Raw genomic sequence first — 17,381 nt, forward strand, 5'->3', positions numbered from 1 at the left:
TCAGCTACCAGGTGTAGCGATCAGTGGATTCGTTCTCCAGGCGCGCGAACGGCTGATCGCGGCGGAGTCCATGCGATACGTGCAGCGGTTCTCCTGGAATCGAATCCGGTTTCGACAGGATGCTTCCGCTGAAAAGCCGCTGAGTTCAGCAAAATCGTCCCGCCCGCCCGAGTCCACAGTGCACGGTTCGAGGTGGTGCTATGTGATGTCGCGGGGGTGGGGGCGTGGGGTGAGGACCTTTTCGCGGGGTTGTTCGTTGGCCGCTCGGACCGCTTCGGTGACGATCTCGTGGTCCGGGGAGAGGATGCAGACCGGGTCCGTGCGGGCCGGGTCTCCGGTCAGGAGGTAGGCCTGGCAGCGGCAGCCGCCGAAGTCGACCTCCCGGCGGGGGCAGCTGCGGCAGGGCTCGGGCATCCAGCCGGTTCCCCGGAAGGCCTGGAAGATCGGCGAATCCGACCAGATCCGGGCCAGCGCCTCGGTGCGGACGTTGGGGTGCGGGAGCGGCAGGACGTGCGCGGCAGGGCAGGGGAGGACGTCGCCGTTGGGCACCACGGTGAGCTGGTGCGAGCCCCAGCCGCCCATGCAGGGCTTGGGGTAGCGGCTGTAGTAGTCGGGGAGCACGTAGATGATCTCCACCTGGCCCTTCAGGCGCGTGCGGGCCGCGCGCACGACTTCCTCGGCGTGATCGACCTGGGCTCGGCTCGGCAGCAGCGCGGCGCGGTTGCGCAGGGCCCAGCCGTAGTACTGGGTGTTGGCCAGTTCAACGCGGTCGGCGCCGAGATCCTCGGCCAGCGCGATGGTTTCGGCGATCCGGTCGATGTTGAGCCGGTGCAGCACGGTGTTCACCGTCAGCGGCCAGCCGAGCTCCTTGATCAGGTGGGCCGCGGCGACCTTGCGGTCGAAGCTGCGGGTGCCGGCGATCCGGTCGGAAGCGGTGGCCTCGTGCGCCTGGATGCTGAGCTGCACGTGGTCGAGCCCGGCCTCGCGCAGTTGCTCGGCCCGTCGCCGGGACAGGCCGAGCCCGCTGGTGATGAGGTTGGTGTAGAGGCCGAGCCCGCTGCCGAAGCGCACGATGTCCACCACGTCCCGGCGCTGCAGCGGTTCGCCGCCGGACAGGTGCAGCTGCAGGATGCCCAGGTCCTGGCCCTCGCCGATCACCCGCTGCCATTCCGCGGTGGTCAGCTCGTCGCGGTAGTCGCCCATCCGCAGCGGGTTGGAGCAGTACGGGCAGTGCAGCGGGCAGTCGTAGGTGAGTTCGGCCAGCATGCCGTAGGGGCTAGTCATCACCGACCTCCACGTACCGCTTGCGGACGAGCCGGTCGAGGAAGCCGGTCACCTCCTCGTCGGCAACCCGGTCGTACCGGCCGCGCAGGTTCGCCGCGATGTCGGCGACCGTGCGGTGCCCGTCGCACAGATCGAGGATCGACGCCCCCGGCGGGTTCAGGACCAGCACGGACTCGGGCCCCAGCAGCACGTACTGGTCGCGCGACCGGTCGAAGGCCAGCCGCACGTGCGCGGCCAGGGCCGGTCGGCTCGACGATCGCAACGCCGTGGTCATCCGCGCTCACCTCGTCCGGCCGGGCGGGGGATCGTGGCCGGTGGCCGTGATCCCCCGGCTGCTGCTAGTCCTCCATCCGACCGGCGTACATGGTCACTTCGGAAGTGCACAGGACTTCCACGTAGTCCGGGTGCTCCCACACGGTTTCCTCGAACTCCGGAGGCTCCCACCGCAGGGCGGGGCGGGCGGTTTCGGATTCCACGGTGACACCTCTTCCGTCGACTCCGCGACGGCTCGGCGGTTGCGCGGGAGAACTCCCCGAGAAGCCGGGCCCATCGCAGGTGCAGCATAGCTCCGCAGCAGTGCCCCAGTAACCGCGCAGCGGCAGTATTGGCAGGTCAGAGGTCGAATTCAGGGCTTTCGTCCCGGATCGACGTTACAGGCTGTACAGGGGTCGTTACGCGCTGCGCAAGGACGCGCAGCACTCGCCGGGGCGCGGTTCGAGCACGGCCTCGACGGACCGCGCCTCGAATCCGGTGAGGAAGCCGCTCAGGAAGGCGTGGTTGAGCCCGCACACCAGTTCCGGGGAACGGGCGGTGAGCGGGTGGAACGGGCAGTTGCGCAGCCGCACGCAGTCGGGCGCCTCGCGGTCCGGTTCGAAGCCGTACTCGGCGAGCACCTCCCGGGCCCTGGTCAGCGCGCGTTCCGCGCCGAGCCGGCCGGGGCGGGTGCGTTCGCGCTCGGCGGCGCCGAGGCGATGCCCGTGCTCGCGCGCCGCGCGCTTCGCGGCCTGGGCGGCGTTCTCCTGGTCGCCTTCGGTGAGCACGGCGTCCAGCAGGATCTCGGCGAGGAGGTCGTGCCTGCGGGGCGGGATGCTGATCCGGATGTCGGTGCGGGCCGGTTCGTAGACCTTCGGGGTGCGGCCGACCTTGCGGATCCCGTCCAGCGGCGCGTAGCGCGCGCACAGCAGGCCGGCGTCGACGAGCTTGTCGAGGTGGAAGGCGGCGAGCTTGCGGGAGATGCCGACCGCCTCGGCGGCCTCGTCGCGGCCCACCGGCCGCCGGGCGCGGCGGATGTAGTCGTACATCCCACGTCGCAGGTCGTCCTCCAACGCGGCCACCGCGGTCACCGCCGAACCGGCCTTCTCCATGCTCCAACCCTAGCGTCTCGCGCACATCTCAATGGGTGGAATCCACCAGGTGATGCAACTACCACCTGCATTGACCACGCTCCACGAATAAGACTAACGTTGATTGGCGAAATAACGGTGAGCCCCGCGCCACCACCGCGGTCGCCGACGGCCGCGATGACGCGAAGGAAGACGTTGATGACATCCGCACCGGCCCTGCACGTCGCGCACGAGTCCACCGGCGAGATCGACCTCGGCGCCGCGGAGCAGGCGGCGGGAGAGCTACTGCGGGCGTTGGGCATCTCCACCGACTCCGAGAGCCTGCGGGGCACGCCGGGCCGGATGGCCCGCGCCTACGCCGAGCTGTTCACCCCGCGCCCGTTCGACCTGACGACCTTCCCGAACGAGGAGGGCTACGACGAGCTGGTGCTGGCGCGGTCGATCCCGGTCCGGTCGGTGTGCGAGCACCACCTGCTGCCGTTCGTCGGCACCGCCCACGTCGGTTACCTGCCGGGGGACCGGATCCTCGGGCTGTCGAAGCTGGCGCGCGTCGTCGAGCACTTCGCCTGCCGCCCGCAGGTGCAGGAGCGGCTCACCAAGCAGGTCGCCGACTGGCTGTCCGAGCAGCTGCAGCCCAAGGGCGTCGGCGTGGTCATCGAAGCCGAGCACACCTGCATGACCTTGCGCGGGGTGCAGGCCACCGGATCGAACACGGTGACCTCGACCCTGCTGGGCACGCTGCGCCAGGACGCCCGCTCGCGGCAGGAGTTCTTCGCCCTAACCGGCGTCAACGCCTGAGCCGGTGCGGGCCTTCCGCCCGCGGTGCAGGAGAGCGTCGATCGAGAACGGACCCGCGCCGAGCGCTGCGAAGAGCAGGAAGAACCAGCTGTACAGCGCGGCCAGCTCGCCGTAGTTCTGCATGGGGAACAGCCCGCGCGGCTGGTGCACGGTGAAGTACGCGAACGCCATCGCTCCGGAGGAGATCAGCGCTGCTGGTCTGGTGCCCAACCCGATCAGGACCAGTCCGCCGCAGACGAACTGGATCAGGCCCGCCCACCACCCCGGCCAGAGCCCGACGGGCGTGGGGGCGCCGGCGCCGAGCACTCCGAACAACGCCGCCGCGCCGTGCAGCACGAAGAGGAACGACACGACGATGCGCGTGACGGAGAGCACGACGTCGCCGATCCGGTCCCAGGCATCTTGCGCCACGTCGAACGCCTCCCTTCCGCGTCAGGTCGGAGGTGTTCGCCAACTGGCTGCCCGCGCGGGGGCGTTTTCAATCCGCCGATCGTCCCGACCACAGTGGACGACGGGGATCGACTACGACTGGAGTCCTACGAGGCGTACGACTCGCGGACCACGGCGGAACCAGTGCCCGGGAGGATGTGGGCGCACGTGCTTGCGAAATACCTTCATCCCTGAAGTTGATCGCGGGACCGCGAAACCCGCGACGGGGTACGAGACGCGCCACCGGCGCGGACAGGAGAGCGCGCAGCATGCACGCAGTCGTCCAGCAGGCTTCCCTGGCCCTCGACAACGAGGCGTTCACGAGCGGCCTGTTCCTCTTTCTGATCGCCCTCCCGGTGCTGGTCTACGTGGTGCTGGTCGTCGGTGCGCTGATCAGCGTCCTCGGCTCGCCCCAGAGCTTCGGGATGAAGGTGGTCTGGATCGTGTTCGTGTTCGTCGCACCGTTCCTCGGCAGCATCCTGTGGTTCCTCATCGGCCGCGGGAACGCCTACGAGCGGGCGTGACCCACGACCTGCACAGGACCGCGCCCCGGCCGGCAGTCGCTCGGTGACCTTCACCGCGACCGCCCGGCCGGGGCGTTCGCCTTCCCGGGGCCCGCGGTTTCGGCACCGTGCGCGGGGGTACCCGTGGACGTGTCCGGAAGTCTGCTCCGGGGCGCGGGGCGGGCGGGGTCGGTGCGACGGGGGTTGGTCCCGATGCCGCCAGCCGGGAAGGGCCGTGGGGGCGAGCCGGAAGCGACCATTGTGGACGAACGCGAGGTCCGCCGCGCGGTGGCCGCCGCGGCCCTCGGCAACACCGTGGAGTGGTTCGACTTCGGGGTCTACAGCTACCTGGTGATGATCATCAGCCAGGTGTTCTTCCCGCCGACGAGCTCGACCGCGCAGCTGCTGTCCACCTTCGCCACGTTCGCGGTGGCCTTCCTGGTGCGCCCGCTGGGCGGGTTCTTCTTCGGCCCGCTGGGCGATCGCATCGGTCGCCGGACGGTGCTGGCCATCACGATGGGCACGATGGCGCTGGGCACGCTGTCGATCGGGCTCATCCCCAGCTACGCGACCATCGGCGTCTGGGCGCCGGCACTGCTGCTGGTGGCGCGGTTGGTCCAGGGGTTCTCCACCGGAGGGGAGTACGGCGGGGCGGCCACGTTCGTCGCGGAGCACTCGCCGGACCGGCGGCGCGGGTTCACCACGTCCTGGCTGGAATTCGGCACGCTGGTCGGCTACTCCTCGGGTGCGGCGCTGGTGATCGCGCTGACCTTGGCGCTGACCCCGCAGGACCTGGTGGCCTGGGGCTGGCGGATCCCGTTCCTGCTGGCCGGGCCGCTGGGCATCATCGGCCTGTACCTGCGCTTCCGGCTGCGGGAAACCCCCGCCTACCGCGAGTCGTCGAGCTCGGAGCGGTCCGGGCCCGCGGCGACATGGCGCAGCCTGCGCACGATCTTCGGCGAGCACTGGCGCCCGATGCTCGTGTGCATCGGTTTCGTGCTGGCGTTCAACGTGACCAACTACGTGCTCACCGCGTACATGCCGACCTACCTGTCGGCGGTGCTCGGCTTCCAGCACACCAGCGCGCTGGTCCTGGTGCTGGTCGCGATGCTGGTGGTGCTGGGGCTGATCGTGGTGCTGGGCAACTTCTCGGACCGGATCGGACGGCTGCCGATCGCGGGGCTGGGCAGCATCGCCCTGATCGTGCTGTCGTTCCCGGCGTTCCTGCTGATGGGCGTGGGCAGCATTCCGGCGGTGCTCGGCGGGTTGCTGGTGATCGGGCTGATGCTGATCTGCTTCAGCAGCACCATGCCGTCGACGCTGCCCGCGCTGTTCCCGACCGAGGTCCGCTACGGCGCGGTGTCGGTGGGGTTCAACATCTCGGTCGCGCTCTTCGGCGGCACCACCCCGCTGGTCGCCGAGGCGCTGGTGGCTGCGACCGGGATGCCGACCGTTCCGGCGTTCCTGCTCGTCGTGGCGGGAGTGGTGGGGCTGCTGGCGGTGTGGTCCACCCGGGAACCCGCGGGCCGCGCCCTGCCCGGGGCCGAGCCCACCGCCACCGACCGCGCCGAAGCCCGCGAACGCGTCGAGGAAGAACGCGACGAGGAACAGTGAATACCCGTTCCCGGCCGGGGTGAAACCGGCGTACTTCTCGGTGTTGCGGGTAGTCGACGGGCTGCGGAGCGCATTGGAGGAAGTGACGCAAATGCCTCAGCGAGCCTGGAACGAGAAGCAGGAACGGCAGTACGAGCACATCAAGCAGCAGGCCCAGGAACACGGCTCGAGCCCGGAGCGGGCGAGCGAGATCGCGGCTCGAACGGTCAACAAGGACCGCGCCCAGCAGGGGCAGGCCGAGCAGCGCAGCCGGACCTCCACCGAGGACATCTCGCCGCACCGGCGCGGTGGCCGGAGATCGGGCAAGCGCGGGGGCCCCGGTGGCCGGACCAAGCAGCAGCTGTACGACGACGCTCGCCGCCTGGGCGTCCGGGGCCGGTCCAAGATGACCAAGGCGCAGCTGGAACAGGCGCTCAGCCGCGGTTGACCCGCAGCAGAACCGGCCGCCGGGTGCTCGGCCCGGCGGCCGGTTCTTCGTGCGATCAGTCGTAGCCCAGGGCGATCACCTCGTCCACGTCCTCCTCGGGCTCCGGTTGCGGAGTCCGCGGGGTGTCTTCAGCGGAGTTGATCTCCTCGTTCGGATCCAATCGGACCATTCCCAACAGGTCGAAGCCGGACAGGTGCGCCCCAGCCGTACCCGGGCGCGGGCGCGTCGGAAACGTGCGGCGAGGCCCTCCCAGGTGCCGGATTCTCCAAGCGCCGCAACGGGTAGTGAGAGGAGGACGTCACGCCGACCAGGGAGTTGCCGATGCGACAGGAGAAGAACCACCAGCGCCCGGTGGAGGACGACGCGCCGGCCGACGAGCCCACGACGACCGGGGCCGAGCGGCGCGAGAAGCTCAACGACGACACCGAGTCCGCGCTGGAGGAGATCGACGACATCCTCGAGGAGAACGCCGAGGACTTCGTCCGCTCCTACGTGCAGAAGGGCGGTCAGTAGTCGTCGAGCAACCGGGATCCGAGCAGTTCCGCCAGGTGGACCGGGGCGCGTTCCGGTTCGCCGTGGCGGATCTGCTCGCGGCAGCTGAACCCGTCGGCGACGACTGCGGTGTCCTGGGACGCTGATCGCACGGCGGGCAGCAGGACGCGCTCGGCGCACGCCATCGACACCTCGTAGTGCCCGCGCTCGAACCCGAAATCACCGGCCAGGCCGCAACATCCGGAATCGAGCACGTCAGCGTCCAACCCAGCGCGGTCGAGCAACTGCGCATCGGCGTCGAAGCCCAGCACCGCGTGCTGGTGGCAGTGCTGCTGCACGATCGCCTGCCCGCCCACCTGCGGTGGCCGCCAGCCCTCCGGTGCGCGCGCTTGGAGGACCTCGGCGAAGGTGGCGAACTGGTCCCGGAGCCGACGCGCGTCCTCGTCGTCGGGAAGCAGCTCCCGGCTGCCGGAGCGCAGGAGCGCGCTGCACGACGGTTCCAAGCCCGCTATCGGCGTTCCCGCCTCCAACCACGGCCGCAGAGTCCGCAACGACCCCTGCAGCACGCGTTTGGTGGTGTTGAGCTGACCGGTGGAGAACCACGTCAGCCCGCAGCAGACCGGATCATCCGGCACTGCGACGCGCAGGCCGGCGTCTTCCAGCAGCGCAGCGGCAGAGCGCGCGATGCGCGGCTCGAAGTGCTCGGTGAAGGTGTCCGGCCACAGCAGCACGGCGTTGCGGTCGCCGGGGGCCGGTGCAGGGCCGCGGCGCTGCCACTCCTGCCGGAAACCCCGGTGCGCGAACGGGGGAGGGGTGCGTTCCGGGGCGATCCCGGCGAGCCGTTTGCCGAGGTCTGCGATCACCGGCGTGCGCATCGCGAGGTTGACCGCGCCTGGCGCGTGCCGGGCGAGCTGCGCGAACACCGGCAGCCAGCCCAGCGAGTAGTGGGTGCGAGGACGGATGCGGTGCCGGTAGTGCTGGGCGAGGAATTCCGCCTTGTACGTGGCCATGTCCACGCCGGCCGGGCAGTCGGACTTGCACCCCTTGCAAGCCAGGCACAGGTCCAGCGCGTCCCGCACGGCGGTCGACCGCCAGCCGTCCTGCACCGGGGAATCGGCGTGGCCGTGCAGCATCTCGAACAGCAGCCGGGCCCGGCCCCGGGTGGAGTGCTCCTCCTCGCGGGTCACCATGTAGGACGGGCACATCACGCCGCCGGTGCTGCGCCGGCAGTTGCCGACGCCGACGCACCGCTGGGCCGCGCGGGTGAAGCTGCCGCCGTCGTCGGGGAATCCTAGGAACGTGCGGGGCGTCGACGGGCGGTAATCCGCGCCCAGCCGCAAGTCCTCGTCGACCCGGTGCGGGGCGACGACCTTGCCCGGGTTCATCCGGTCCGCGGGGTCGAAGGCCGCCTTCACCTCGGCGAAGGCCGTGACGATGCGCGGGCCGAACATGCGCTCCAAGAGCTCGCCGCGGGCCTGGCCGTCCCCGTGCTCACCGGACAGCGAACCTCCGTGCGCGGTCACCAGATCGGCGGCGCTGCGCACGAAGTCCCGGAAGGTCTCCACGCCTCGGGCGGTCTTGAGCCGGAACGGGATGCGGACGTGCACGCACCCGTGCCCGAAGTGGCCGTAGAGCGCCGGCCGCTCGTAGCCGTACTCGTCGAACAGGCCGAGCAGATCGCGCAGGTAGTCGCCGAGCACTTCGGGCGCGACCGCGGAATCCTCCCACCCCTCCCAGCTCTCCGGCATGTCCGGGGGATTCGCGGTGACGCCCAGACCGGCCTCGCGGGCGTTGAGCATCCGCTGCTCCTGCTCGGGGTCGTCGGACACCGCCACATCACCGTCCGATGTGGACTTTCCGAGCGCGCGCAGCAGCTCGGCCAGCTGGCGGTCCGCCGACTCGGTGGAGTCCCCGCCGAACTGGACCAGCAGCCAGCTCCGGCCGCGCGGCAGCATCGCGACGGAGCCGAGGTGTTGGCCCTGCTCGCGCATGAAGTGCACCAGCTCGTCGTCGATGGCCTCCACCTGCACCGGGCGGCAGTGCGCGAGGATCCGGGGGACGGCGTCCGCGGCCGCCGCGATGTCGTCGTAGCCCCGCGCCAGCATCGCCTTGGCCGGCACCACCGGCACCAGGTCCAGCTCCGCGTGCAGCACGGTGGCCAACGTGCCCTCGCTGCCGACCAGCAGCCCCGCCAGGTCGAAGTCGTCGCCGAGCAGCGAGTCCAGGTTGTAGCCGGACACCCGCCGGGGGATGTCGGGGAAGCGCCGCCGGATCTCGTCCTGGTAGCGGTCCCGGACCTCGCGCAGCCGGCGGCAGAGGTCGCTGAGCTGACCGCCGAACTCGATGCGCTCGGTCAGCTCGGCCTCGTCCATCCGGCCCAGCCAGGCGCGCAGCCCGCCGTAGGTGACGATCTCCAGCCGGGACACGTTGTCGGCGGTCTTGCCGTGGAGCTGCGCGCTGGCCCCGCAGGAGTTGTTGCCGATCATCCCGCCGATCGTGCACTGGCCGTGCGTCGACGGCCTCGGCCCGAACTGCAGGCCGTGCTCGGCGAGGTGCCGGTTGAGGTCGTCCAGCGCGATCCCGGGTTCGACGACGCAGGTGCGGTTCTTGGGGCTCACCGAGACCACGCGGTTGCAGTACTTGCTCCAGTCCAGCACGACGGCGGCGTTGGTGCCCTGACCGCCGAGGCTCGTCCCGCCGCCGCGGGAGAGCACCGGGGCCCGGTGCCGTGCGCAGATCTCGATCGCGCGCGCTCCGGCCACCACGGTGCGCGGCACGACCACCCCGATCGGCACCTGGCGGTAGTTGGAGGCATCGGTCGAGTACGCGCCGCGGGTTCCCGGGTCGAAGCGGACCTCCCCGTCGACCTCGCGGCGCAGGTCCGCCAGCAGCCCGTCGGCGCTCTGCGGCGTTGCGTTCCTGCTCATCACCGCGTCCCTCCGGTCGGTTCAGGCGATGCGGAACGGCTCGACCGCCTCGGCGCTCAGCATCCCGGCGAAGTGCGGCAGGTGGTAGCCGTACTCGCCCGCCGCGGCGTCGGGCTGCGCCGGGCCGGGCATCAGCGGCGGCCCCGGCTCCCGGGCACGTACTCCTGGACCTTGGCCTTCACGCCTTCCCGGACCACCGACCACGCCTCGGGATCGCCCTTGAGCAGCGAACTGGCCACCTTCTCCAGCTGGTCGAGATCCGCCCGGGGCGGGATCGGCGGCACCGTCGGATCGGAGACGAACTCCAGGACGCACGGCCGGTCGGCATCCAGCGCCCGCCGCCAGGCCGCGCCCACCTGGCTGGGGTCGTCGACCTTCGCGGCTCGCAGACCCAGCTGCTCGGCCAGCGCCGCGTACCCGACGTCGGGGATGCGCTGCGACGGGATGAACTGCGGGGCGCCGCTCATGGCGCGCAGCTCCCAGGTGACCTGGTTGAGATCGCCGTTGTGCAGCACCGCGACGATCACCCGCGGATCCGACCACTCGCGCCAGTAGTGCGCCATGGTGATCAGCTCGTTGAGCCCGTTCATCTGCATCGCGCCGTCGCCGACCAGCGCGATCACCGGCCGGTCGGGGTGCGCGAACTTCGCCCCCGTGGCGTAAGGCGCGCCGGGACCCATGGTGGCCAGCGTCCCGGACAGCGAGGCCCGCATCCCGCGCCTGATCTTCAGGTGGCGCGCGTACCAGTTCGCCGCCGAGCCGGAGTCGGAGGTCAGGACGACGTCGTCGGGCAGCTGCGGCGAGAGCTCGTGGAACACCAGCTCGGGGTTGACCGGCTGCGCGTCGACGTGGGCGCGGCGTTCCAGCACGTCCCACCAGGCGCGCACGCCCTCCTCGACGGTCTGCCGCCACGAGCGGTCCGCCTTGCGCTGCACCATCGGCAGCAGCGCGGCGAGGGTCCGCCGGGCATCGCCGAGCAGGTTGACCTCGAAGGGGTAGCGCATCCCGATGCGGTTCGGGTCGATGTCGATCTGCACCCCGCGCGCCTGGCCGTACTCGGGCAGGAACTGGCTGTACGGGAAGCTGGAGCCGACCATCAGCAGCGTGTCGCAGTCGCGCATGAGCTGGTACGAGGGCTTCGTGCCCAGCAGACCGGCCGCCCCGGTGACGAACGGCAGGTCGTCGGGCAGCACGTCCTTGCCCAGCAACGCCTTGGCCACGCCCGCGCCGAGCACGTCGGCGATCTGCTCGACCTCCTCGGCGGCACCTCGGGCGCCCTGCCCGATCATGATCGCGACGCGTTCGCCGGCGTTGAGCACGTCGGCGGCGCGGCGCAGGCTGTCCTGGTCGGGCAGCACCGAGGCGTCGGACATGCCCATGCTGGAGGGCACCATCTTGAACTCGTGCGTCGGCGGCTCGTACTCCAGGGTCTGCACGTCGCCCGGGATGATCAGCGCGGTCACCGTTCGGCGCGCCTGCGCGGTGCGGATCGCCCGGTCCAGCACGTTCGGCAGCTGCTCGGGCACGGTCACCGTCTCCAGGTAGTCCGAGGCGACGTCCTTGTACAGCGCCATCAGGTCGACTTCCTGCTGGTAGGAGCCGCCCAGGGCGGTGCGGGCGGTCTGCCCGATCAGCGCGACCACCGGAACCCGGTCGAGCTTGGCGTCGTAGAGGCCGTTGAGCAGGTGGATCGCACCGGGCCCCGAAGTCGCGGCGCAGACGCCGACCCGCCCGGAGAACTTCGCGTACCCGACGGCTTCGAACGCGGACAGCTCCTCGTGGCGGGACTGCACGAACCGGGGCCGGTCACCAGCGCGTTCCCACGCCGCGAGCAGACCGTTGATCCCGTCCCCGGCGTAGGCGAAGACGTGCTCGACACCCCATTCGCGCAGGCGGGCCAAGATGTGATCGGATACCAGCACTTCGCCACCTCCTCGCTGCAGCCGCGCGTTGTCCGGCGCTCCTGCTGCTCTACCCGGAAGCTCCCGCGCCCAACCACCGGAACTCCGATCAGCTCGGTCCACTGTGGATCGCGGGACGGCGGGCCACTGCCGGTGCGGCTGCGCCGATACGATGGCGGTTCAGACGCGATGGAGATTGAACTCATGGCACAGGCAGGGAGCTTCGAACCCGAGTCGGAGCGCGTGATGCGGCAGCTCCGAGACGAGATCGTCGACGGTGTCCGGGCCCCGGGCAGCAGGCTGGTGGAGCGGGACCTGGCGGCCGAGCTGGGGGTGAGCCGCCTCCCGGTGCGCGATGCGCTGCGGTCGCTGGTGGCCGAAGGGCTGGTCACGCCCCGGCCGCGCAGCTGGGCGGTGGTCCGCGAGTTCACCGCCTCGGACGTCGCGGACCTCAACGAGGTGCGCGGTGCGTTCGAAGCGCTCACCTTCAAGCTGGCGGCCCAGCGGCGGACCAAGGACGGCTTGGCCCGGCTCCGCGAGGTCGTGGACACCGAGCTCGCGGCGGCGCGCGCGGGCGACGAGGTGCGGGCCCGGCGCGCGGCGGCGGACTTCCACGAGGTGGTGACCTCGCTGGCGGCGAACGAGCTGCTCAGCGAGCTGGACCGGGTGATGAGCGGCCGGATGCGCTGGCTGCTCGGCCAGCACGACGACCTCACCGCGATCGCCGAGCAGCACGAGGGCCTCTACGCGGCCATCGCCGACCGGGACGTGGCGCGGGTGGAAGAGCTGATCGCCGAGCACCTCGCCGCTGGTCAGGGCATGGCTGCGGCGCGCCAGCGCTCGGCGGGTTCCTGACGAGCAGCGGTCACGCGACCGGCGGGATCGACCAGGTCGCGTGACCGCGGAACGGCACCTAGCCCTGCTCGACGCCGTGCAGCCGGGCGTGCAGGCCGCGGACCTCGTCGGCCAGCTCCGGGTCCGGTCCGGCGACCGGGACGCCCGGGGCGATCGCGTTGATCGCCAGCGGCGCGACCGGACCGGCGGGCAGTCCCCACTCGCGGTGCCACGAGGTCAGCTGCTCGGTGCTCGTCGCGTAGACGATGCGGTCGAGCCCGACCCAGGCGTGCGCGGCGCTGCACATCGCGCAGTGCTCGCCGGAGGTGTAGACGGTGCTCTCGCGGCGCTCGGCGGGGGAGAGGTGCTCGGCCGCCCAGCGCGCGATCTCGAACTCGGGGTGCCGGGTGGCGTCGCCGCCCTGGACCCGGTTGCGGTCCTCGAAGCGCACCGCGCCGCGGGCGTCGACGAGCAGGGAGCCGAACGGCTCGTCACCGTCGTCCAGCGCTTCGCGGGCGAGGTCGACGCAGCGCCGCAGGTGCACCCGGTCCTGCGCGCTGAGGTTCTGCTGTTCACTCATGGCCTCGACCGTAGCACCTTTGGTATACCATTTCTCGTCGACGTCAGCCCAGCACAGGCGGCCAGTTGAGCATCTTCTTCGGCCGCGGGGAGGCGTAGGTGCGGACCTTGGACGTGGTCAGGCCCAGGCGCACGAGCGACTCGGCGATGGTCACCGCCGCGGTCACCCCGTCCACGACGGGCACCCCGGTCCGCTCCACCACGCGCTCGGTCAGCCCGGACATGCCACCGCACCCCAAGCAGACGACCTCCGCGCGGTCGTCCTCGACGGCACGCGCCGCCTGCTCGGCGATGGCGTCCACCGCGGCACCCGGATCGCGCTCCAGCTCCAGGACCGGCATGCCGCTCGCGCGCACCGACGCGCACCGCGCGCTGAGCCCCGCGGCGTGCAGGCGCTCCTCGATCAGCGGGACCGTGCGGTCCAGGCTGGTCACCACCGAGTAGGTGCGGCCGAGGAACTGGGCCGTGCTCGCGGCGGCCTCGGTGATGTCGACGACCGGGACGTCGAACAGCTCCTGCAGCCCTTCCCGGCCGTGCTCGCCGTAGCCGGCCTGGATGATCGCGTCGAACGGCTCGGGGTAGGCCCGAACGGTCTCCATCACGGCGATCGCGGCGAGGTAGCTCTCGTAGTTGCCCTCGACCGACTCCGCGCCGAAGGACGGCGTGATGGGAACGATCTCGGTGCCGGGAGACGCCGCACCCGCTGCTTGCGCACCGATGGACTCGGTGATGCTCGCAGTGGTGTTGACGTTCGCGACCAGAATGCGCATTGTTGGACCTCTTTCGGGGAACTCGTCCCCGGACTCGTGTTGCGTGGTGGTGCGGGCGGGCGACCGGGCCCGCCCGCAGCGGGCCCGGTCGGTGGTTCACTCGGCGGCCACGGCGATCGATTCACCGTCCACATCGGTCGCATCGGGCTTGCGGTCGGCGATCACGGCGTAGATGATCGCGCCCAGGATCGCGCCGATGAACCAGGAGAACCCGGAAGCCGCGCCGAACACCGGCACCAGCGCCACGATGACGGCGATCGCCGCGGCGGGGATGAACGCTCCGACGGCCTTCGGGTTGTAGCCGCCGCGGTAGTGGTACTCGCCGTTCTCGTCCTCGCTGTAGAGCTCCGGCACGTTGACCCGGGTCCTGCGGATCAGCCAGTAGTCGGCCATGATCACGCCGAACAGCGGGCCGAGCAGCGCGCCGAGACCACCCAGGAAGTAGTTCACCACGACCGGGCTGTTGTAGAGGTTCCACGGCAGGATGATCAGGCCGATGATGGCGCTGACCAGCGCGGCCCTGCGGAAGTTCAGGTGCCGCGGGAAGAGGTTCACCAGCACGTAGATCGGCGCCACGAAGTTGGCCAGCAGGTTCACCGCGATGGTCAGCACGATGAGTGCGATCGACGCGGCGGCCAGCAGCACCATGTTCGGGATGGTCTGCACGATGTCGGTCGGGCTGGTGATGATCTTGCCGTCCAGCTTGAACTGGGCACCGCTGAGCACCACCACGATGACGGCGAAGAACAGCATGTTCACCGGGATGCCGATCAGGTTGCCGCGGATGATCGACTGGCGGCTCTTGGCGGAGCGGGTGAAGTCGCAGAAGTTCAGCACGAAGGTGCCGTAGATGACCACCCAGAGCGCGGCGCCCTCCAGGACGTGCAACCACATGTCGGTGCCGACCAGCGGCTGCGAGGTGGACAGCGAGATCGAGCCGCCGGCGCGGATGAACATCCAGATCGCCAGCGCGAGCATCGTGATGAGCGTGGTCGGCGCGGCGATCGCCATGTACCTGCGGATGACGTGCATGCCGTAGCTGGCGATGAGGACCTGGACGACCCACAGGGACAGGAAGGTGATCCAGCCGAGCAGCGGCAGCCCGAGCACCGACTGGGCCTTCAGCGACTCCAGCGACGGGAACATCGCCACCAGCAAGGTGCTCAGCACCTCGGAGGCGAGGTAGGTCTGGATGCCGAACCAGGCGATGGCGACCAGGCCGCGCACCGCGGCCGGGATCTGCGCGCCCTTGGTGCCGAACGCGATGCGGCTCATGACCGGGAACGGCACGCCGGTCTTGTGCCCCATGTAGCCGGAGAGCGTCAGCAGCAGGAAGAGCAGCAGCGACGCGAGCAGGAAGGCCGCCAGGATGCCCCACACGTTCAACCCGATCGCGAAGAGCCCGATCGCGAAGGCGTAGTTGCCGAGGCTGTGGACGTCGTTGCCCCAGAGGGTGAAGACGTTGTAAGCGCCCCACCGCCGCCCTTCCTTCTGGGTGGGAGCGAGGTCGTAGGTGTACAGCCGGGAACTCGTCGTGCTGGTGGAGGCGTCCACATCGGCCCCTTTTTCCATGGCGGTCATCGGGCCACCTCCAGGCGTCCTGTGCGCAACTGTCGACTTCCTTGTCTGGTGCCGGGCATCGGATGTGGGCTGTGGTGCGGGATCTCGCTCAGCGCTCTGCCCGCGTCCTGGTGTTCGAGCTGTGCCGGGATCGCTCGATGAGGACATGGGGTTCTCCGGTGGTGGATGCGACCGGGGCTTCCGCGAAACCCCGCGGCGCAGAGGGAGCGCTTCAGTCGCCGGGGTCGCCGACGAAAGTTTTATTTCGAATTATGGAAGTATACGTCGTGATTTGAAAACGCTAGACCGCTTCTCAGGGCTCGTCAAGAGGTTCTGCGAACGGCGGCTCGGCGCTGTCGGGGCGGTTGATCCGGGACTTCGGGAACGGCCGCCTGTCCAGATGGTGGACCCCGCCGGTCCGGGATGTCCACGATCCGGGCTCAAGTGGTGCGGGATTGCCCGCGGAGTCTGGCCGGCGAGACGCGCGGCTGAACCGGCCATCTTGCGCACGCTTCGCGTCTCGGTATACCAAAACGATCAGCCCGGTTGGAGTGGCTGAGATGCCCGCCTGGGTGGCGGGTAGCTTCTACCCAATTTGGTATACAGAACATCGCAAACTTGGACATCGAGGAGCTCGTAATGTGCGTTGACCCCGCTCCGCCGCCCGCCAACCACCTCACCCGCCGAGGTGTGCTCACCGCAGCAGCGGTGCTGGCCGGGACCGCCGCGGTCGCAGCCGCGCCCCGTTCGGCCAGCGCTGCGCCGAAGCCCGGTCCGGCCGCGGGGGATCTGGTCATCGACGGCGGCACGCTGCTCGACCCGGCGACCGGTGCGGTCGTCGAGAACAGCGTGGTCGTGATCCGCAACGGCGTCGTGCGCGCAGCCGGACCCCGCGACGGCGTCGAGGTGCCGGCGGGTGCGACCCGCCTCGACGCCCAGGGGCGCTGGGTGCTGCCGGGGTTGGTCGACGCGCACATCCACCTCAACACCGCCGACGAGGCGCGCGCCGCCGTCCGCCAGGGCGCCACCAGCGCCCGCAGCGGGTCGACGAACTTCTACCAGGACATCGCCGTGCGCGAGCTGGCCCGCCAGGTGCCCGAGCTGGCGCCCGAGCTGAAGGCGGCGGGCGTCTTCGTCACCCCGGACCTCGGTGACACCGTCCTGGCCGACCCCGACCTCACGCCGCTGGCCCGGCTCGCCGACGGCGTCCGCTCGCCGGAGGCGCTGCGCCGCGTCGTCGAGGTGAACCTCGCCCGGGGCGCCGACGTCATCAAGACGCGGGTCAACGAGCGGGCCGGGCTGCCCGAGCAGGACCCGCAGACCCAGGTGTACTCCTACGAGCAGCTCTCCGAGGTGGTCGCCGCGGCACGCCGGGGCGGCAAGGGCGTGCTGTGCCACAGCTACAGCGAGAAGGGCTGCCACGACGCGGTGACCGCGGGCATCCGCTCGCTGGAGCACGGCGTGTTCGTCGGCGAGAAGACCCTGCACGAGATGCTCCGCCGGAACACCTTCTTCACACCCACGATGACGGCGATCGCCGGGATGATCGGCGACCCGAACCCGGTCCTGGACGAGCGCGGCCGCACCTACCTGCCGACCCTCCAGGCCGCGGTGCGAGCAGCCCACGAGCTGGGCGTCCCGCTGGCCGCCGGGACCGACTCCTCCGGCGGTGAGGTCGACCCGATCGGCCGCGAGGTGCAGCTGATGCACGAGGCGGGCCTGCCGGAGCTCGACGCGATCCGCACGGCGACGACGTCGGCCGCGGCGCTTCTGGGCATCGAGCGCGAAGCGGGGCGGCTGGCGCCGGGCTTCCGGGGCGACGCGCTTGTGGTCTCCGGCGACCCGCACCGCGACCTGTCCGTCTTGACGTCGCCGGTGCACGTCGTGCGCGCGGGCTGGGCAGTGGCGAGAAACCGCCGT

17 protein-coding genes are annotated in these 17,381 nt (G+C 70.6%); 7 read left to right on the forward strand and 10 right to left on the reverse strand.

Annotated elements, in window-relative coordinates:
• Positions 1-198 precede the first annotated feature (198 nt).
• The 4 genes from pqqE to OU415_RS31010 form a co-directional block, all read right to left on the reverse strand.
• Positions 199-1,284 carry a pyrroloquinoline quinone biosynthesis protein PqqE gene (gene pqqE / locus OU415_RS30995; protein ID WP_270952988.1) on the reverse strand — a complete coding sequence of 362 codons (1,086 nt, stop codon included), beginning with the start codon at positions 1,282-1,284 and terminating at the stop codon, positions 199-201.
• Positions 1,277-1,558 (reverse strand): pyrroloquinoline quinone biosynthesis peptide chaperone PqqD, encoded by a 282-nt coding sequence (pqqD, locus tag OU415_RS31000; RefSeq protein WP_270952990.1) that lies wholly within the window; start codon positions 1,556-1,558, stop codon positions 1,277-1,279. Before pqqD ends, pqqE begins: the two co-directional genes overlap by 8 nt.
• Before the next feature lie 64 nt (positions 1,559-1,622).
• On the reverse strand, positions 1,623-1,760 hold the full coding sequence (gene pqqA / locus OU415_RS31005; RefSeq protein WP_270952992.1) for a pyrroloquinoline quinone precursor peptide PqqA: 138 nt from the start codon (positions 1,758-1,760) through the stop codon (positions 1,623-1,625).
• Between the two features lie 195 nt (positions 1,761-1,955).
• Positions 1,956-2,648, reverse strand: coding sequence for a helix-turn-helix transcriptional regulator (locus tag OU415_RS31010; protein WP_270952993.1), 693 nt, complete (start codon positions 2,646-2,648; stop codon positions 1,956-1,958).
• A 177-nt stretch (positions 2,649-2,825) separates the two neighbouring features.
• Here OU415_RS31010 and folE point away from each other — a divergent pair, with 177 nt between their 5' ends.
• Positions 2,826-3,425 carry a GTP cyclohydrolase I FolE gene (gene folE / locus OU415_RS31015; RefSeq protein WP_270952995.1) on the forward strand — a complete coding sequence of 200 codons (600 nt, stop codon included), beginning with the start codon at positions 2,826-2,828 and terminating at the stop codon, positions 3,423-3,425.
• On the opposite strand, the gene OU415_RS31020 is transcribed toward folE, so the two are convergent.
• Positions 3,405-3,836 carry a DoxX family protein gene (locus OU415_RS31020; RefSeq protein ID WP_270952997.1) on the reverse strand — a complete coding sequence of 144 codons (432 nt, stop codon included), beginning with the start codon at positions 3,834-3,836 and terminating at the stop codon, positions 3,405-3,407. The two genes, folE and OU415_RS31020, sit on opposite strands and share 21 nt — an antisense overlap.
• Before the next feature lie 287 nt (positions 3,837-4,123).
• On the opposite strand from OU415_RS31020, the gene OU415_RS31025 reads away from it, so the two are divergent.
• From OU415_RS31025 to OU415_RS31040, 4 genes are all read left to right on the forward strand, one after another.
• The gene (locus OU415_RS31025) at positions 4,124-4,378 is read left to right on the forward strand and encodes a PLD nuclease N-terminal domain-containing protein (protein WP_270952998.1); all 255 of its coding nucleotides are present in this window, start codon (positions 4,124-4,126) and stop codon (positions 4,376-4,378) included.
• 192 nt (positions 4,379-4,570) lie between these two features.
• On the forward strand, positions 4,571-5,971 hold the full coding sequence (locus OU415_RS31030; RefSeq protein WP_270952999.1) for an MFS transporter: 1,401 nt from the start codon (positions 4,571-4,573) through the stop codon (positions 5,969-5,971).
• A gap of 91 nt (positions 5,972-6,062) precedes the next feature.
• A complete protein-coding gene (locus OU415_RS31035; RefSeq protein ID WP_270953000.1) occupies positions 6,063-6,398 on the forward strand; it encodes a plasmid stabilization protein in 336 nt (111 codons plus the stop codon).
• Positions 6,399-6,719: 321 nt separating this feature from the next.
• Positions 6,720-6,911: a ubiquitin-like protein Pup gene (locus OU415_RS31040; protein ID WP_270953001.1), complete on the forward strand. Its 192-nt coding sequence runs from the start codon at positions 6,720-6,722 to the stop codon at positions 6,909-6,911.
• On the opposite strand, the gene OU415_RS31045 is transcribed toward OU415_RS31040, so the two are convergent.
• Entirely contained in the window at positions 6,905-9,817 is a 2,913-nt protein-coding gene (locus OU415_RS31045) for an FAD-binding and (Fe-S)-binding domain-containing protein (protein ID WP_270953003.1), read from the reverse strand. The two genes, OU415_RS31040 and OU415_RS31045, sit on opposite strands and share 7 nt — an antisense overlap.
• A gap of 131 nt (positions 9,818-9,948) precedes the next feature.
• Positions 9,949-11,739 carry a thiamine pyrophosphate-requiring protein gene (locus tag OU415_RS31050; protein ID WP_270953005.1) on the reverse strand — a complete coding sequence of 597 codons (1,791 nt, stop codon included), beginning with the start codon at positions 11,737-11,739 and terminating at the stop codon, positions 9,949-9,951.
• 183 nt (positions 11,740-11,922) lie between these two features.
• Here OU415_RS31050 and OU415_RS31055 point away from each other — a divergent pair, with 183 nt between their 5' ends.
• Positions 11,923-12,573, forward strand: a complete 651-nt coding sequence (locus OU415_RS31055; RefSeq protein ID WP_270953007.1) for a GntR family transcriptional regulator — start codon at positions 11,923-11,925, stop codon at positions 12,571-12,573.
• A gap of 58 nt (positions 12,574-12,631) precedes the next feature.
• Here the strand turns inward: OU415_RS31055 and OU415_RS31060 are convergent, their stop codons facing one another.
• The 3 genes from OU415_RS31060 to OU415_RS31070 form a co-directional block, all read right to left on the reverse strand.
• The gene (locus OU415_RS31060) at positions 12,632-13,132 is read right to left on the reverse strand and encodes a nucleoside deaminase (protein WP_270953009.1); all 501 of its coding nucleotides are present in this window, start codon (positions 13,130-13,132) and stop codon (positions 12,632-12,634) included.
• Positions 13,133-13,175: 43 nt separating this feature from the next.
• Positions 13,176-13,901, reverse strand: a complete 726-nt coding sequence (locus OU415_RS31065; protein ID WP_270953010.1) for an aspartate/glutamate racemase family protein — start codon at positions 13,899-13,901, stop codon at positions 13,176-13,178.
• 96 nt (positions 13,902-13,997) lie between these two features.
• Positions 13,998-15,482, reverse strand: a complete 1,485-nt coding sequence (locus OU415_RS31070) for an NCS1 family nucleobase:cation symporter-1 (protein ID WP_270953012.1) — start codon at positions 15,480-15,482, stop codon at positions 13,998-14,000.
• A 618-nt stretch (positions 15,483-16,100) separates the two neighbouring features.
• On the opposite strand from OU415_RS31070, the gene OU415_RS31075 reads away from it, so the two are divergent.
• Positions 16,101-17,381, forward strand: a 1,281-nt coding sequence (locus OU415_RS31075) for an amidohydrolase family protein (protein WP_270953013.1), incomplete at its 3' end; no start/stop codon positions are given.

The sequence above is a fragment of the Saccharopolyspora oryzae genome (assembly GCF_027853915.1).
Lineage (GTDB): Bacteria > Actinomycetota > Actinomycetes > Mycobacteriales > Pseudonocardiaceae > Saccharopolyspora > Saccharopolyspora oryzae.

Excerpts from the sequence above, each read along its gene's own strand:
- pqqE (WP_270952988.1), bottom strand. The coding sequence starts at position 1,284 with ATGACTAGCCCCTACGGCATGCTGGCCGAACTCACCTACGACTGCCCG.
- pqqD (WP_270952990.1), bottom strand. The coding sequence starts at position 1,558 with ATGACCACGGCGTTGCGATCGTCGAGCCGACCGGCCCTGGCCGCGCAC.
- OU415_RS31010 (WP_270952993.1), bottom strand. The coding sequence starts at position 2,648 with ATGGAGAAGGCCGGTTCGGCGGTGACCGCGGTGGCCGCGTTGGAGGAC.
- folE (WP_270952995.1), top strand. The coding sequence starts at position 2,826 with ATGACATCCGCACCGGCCCTGCACGTCGCGCACGAGTCCACCGGCGAG.
- OU415_RS31025 (WP_270952998.1), top strand. The coding sequence starts at position 4,124 with ATGCACGCAGTCGTCCAGCAGGCTTCCCTGGCCCTCGACAACGAGGCG.
- OU415_RS31030 (WP_270952999.1), top strand. The coding sequence starts at position 4,571 with ATGCCGCCAGCCGGGAAGGGCCGTGGGGGCGAGCCGGAAGCGACCATT.
- OU415_RS31035 (WP_270953000.1), top strand. The coding sequence starts at position 6,063 with ATGCCTCAGCGAGCCTGGAACGAGAAGCAGGAACGGCAGTACGAGCAC.
- OU415_RS31040 (WP_270953001.1), top strand. The coding sequence starts at position 6,720 with ATGCGACAGGAGAAGAACCACCAGCGCCCGGTGGAGGACGACGCGCCG.
- OU415_RS31045 (WP_270953003.1), bottom strand. The coding sequence starts at position 9,817 with ATGAGCAGGAACGCAACGCCGCAGAGCGCCGACGGGCTGCTGGCGGAC.
- OU415_RS31055 (WP_270953007.1), top strand. The coding sequence starts at position 11,923 with ATGGCACAGGCAGGGAGCTTCGAACCCGAGTCGGAGCGCGTGATGCGG.
- OU415_RS31060 (WP_270953009.1), bottom strand. The coding sequence starts at position 13,132 with ATGAGTGAACAGCAGAACCTCAGCGCGCAGGACCGGGTGCACCTGCGG.
- OU415_RS31065 (WP_270953010.1), bottom strand. The coding sequence starts at position 13,901 with ATGCGCATTCTGGTCGCGAACGTCAACACCACTGCGAGCATCACCGAG.
- OU415_RS31070 (WP_270953012.1), bottom strand. The coding sequence starts at position 15,482 with ATGACCGCCATGGAAAAAGGGGCCGATGTGGACGCCTCCACCAGCACG.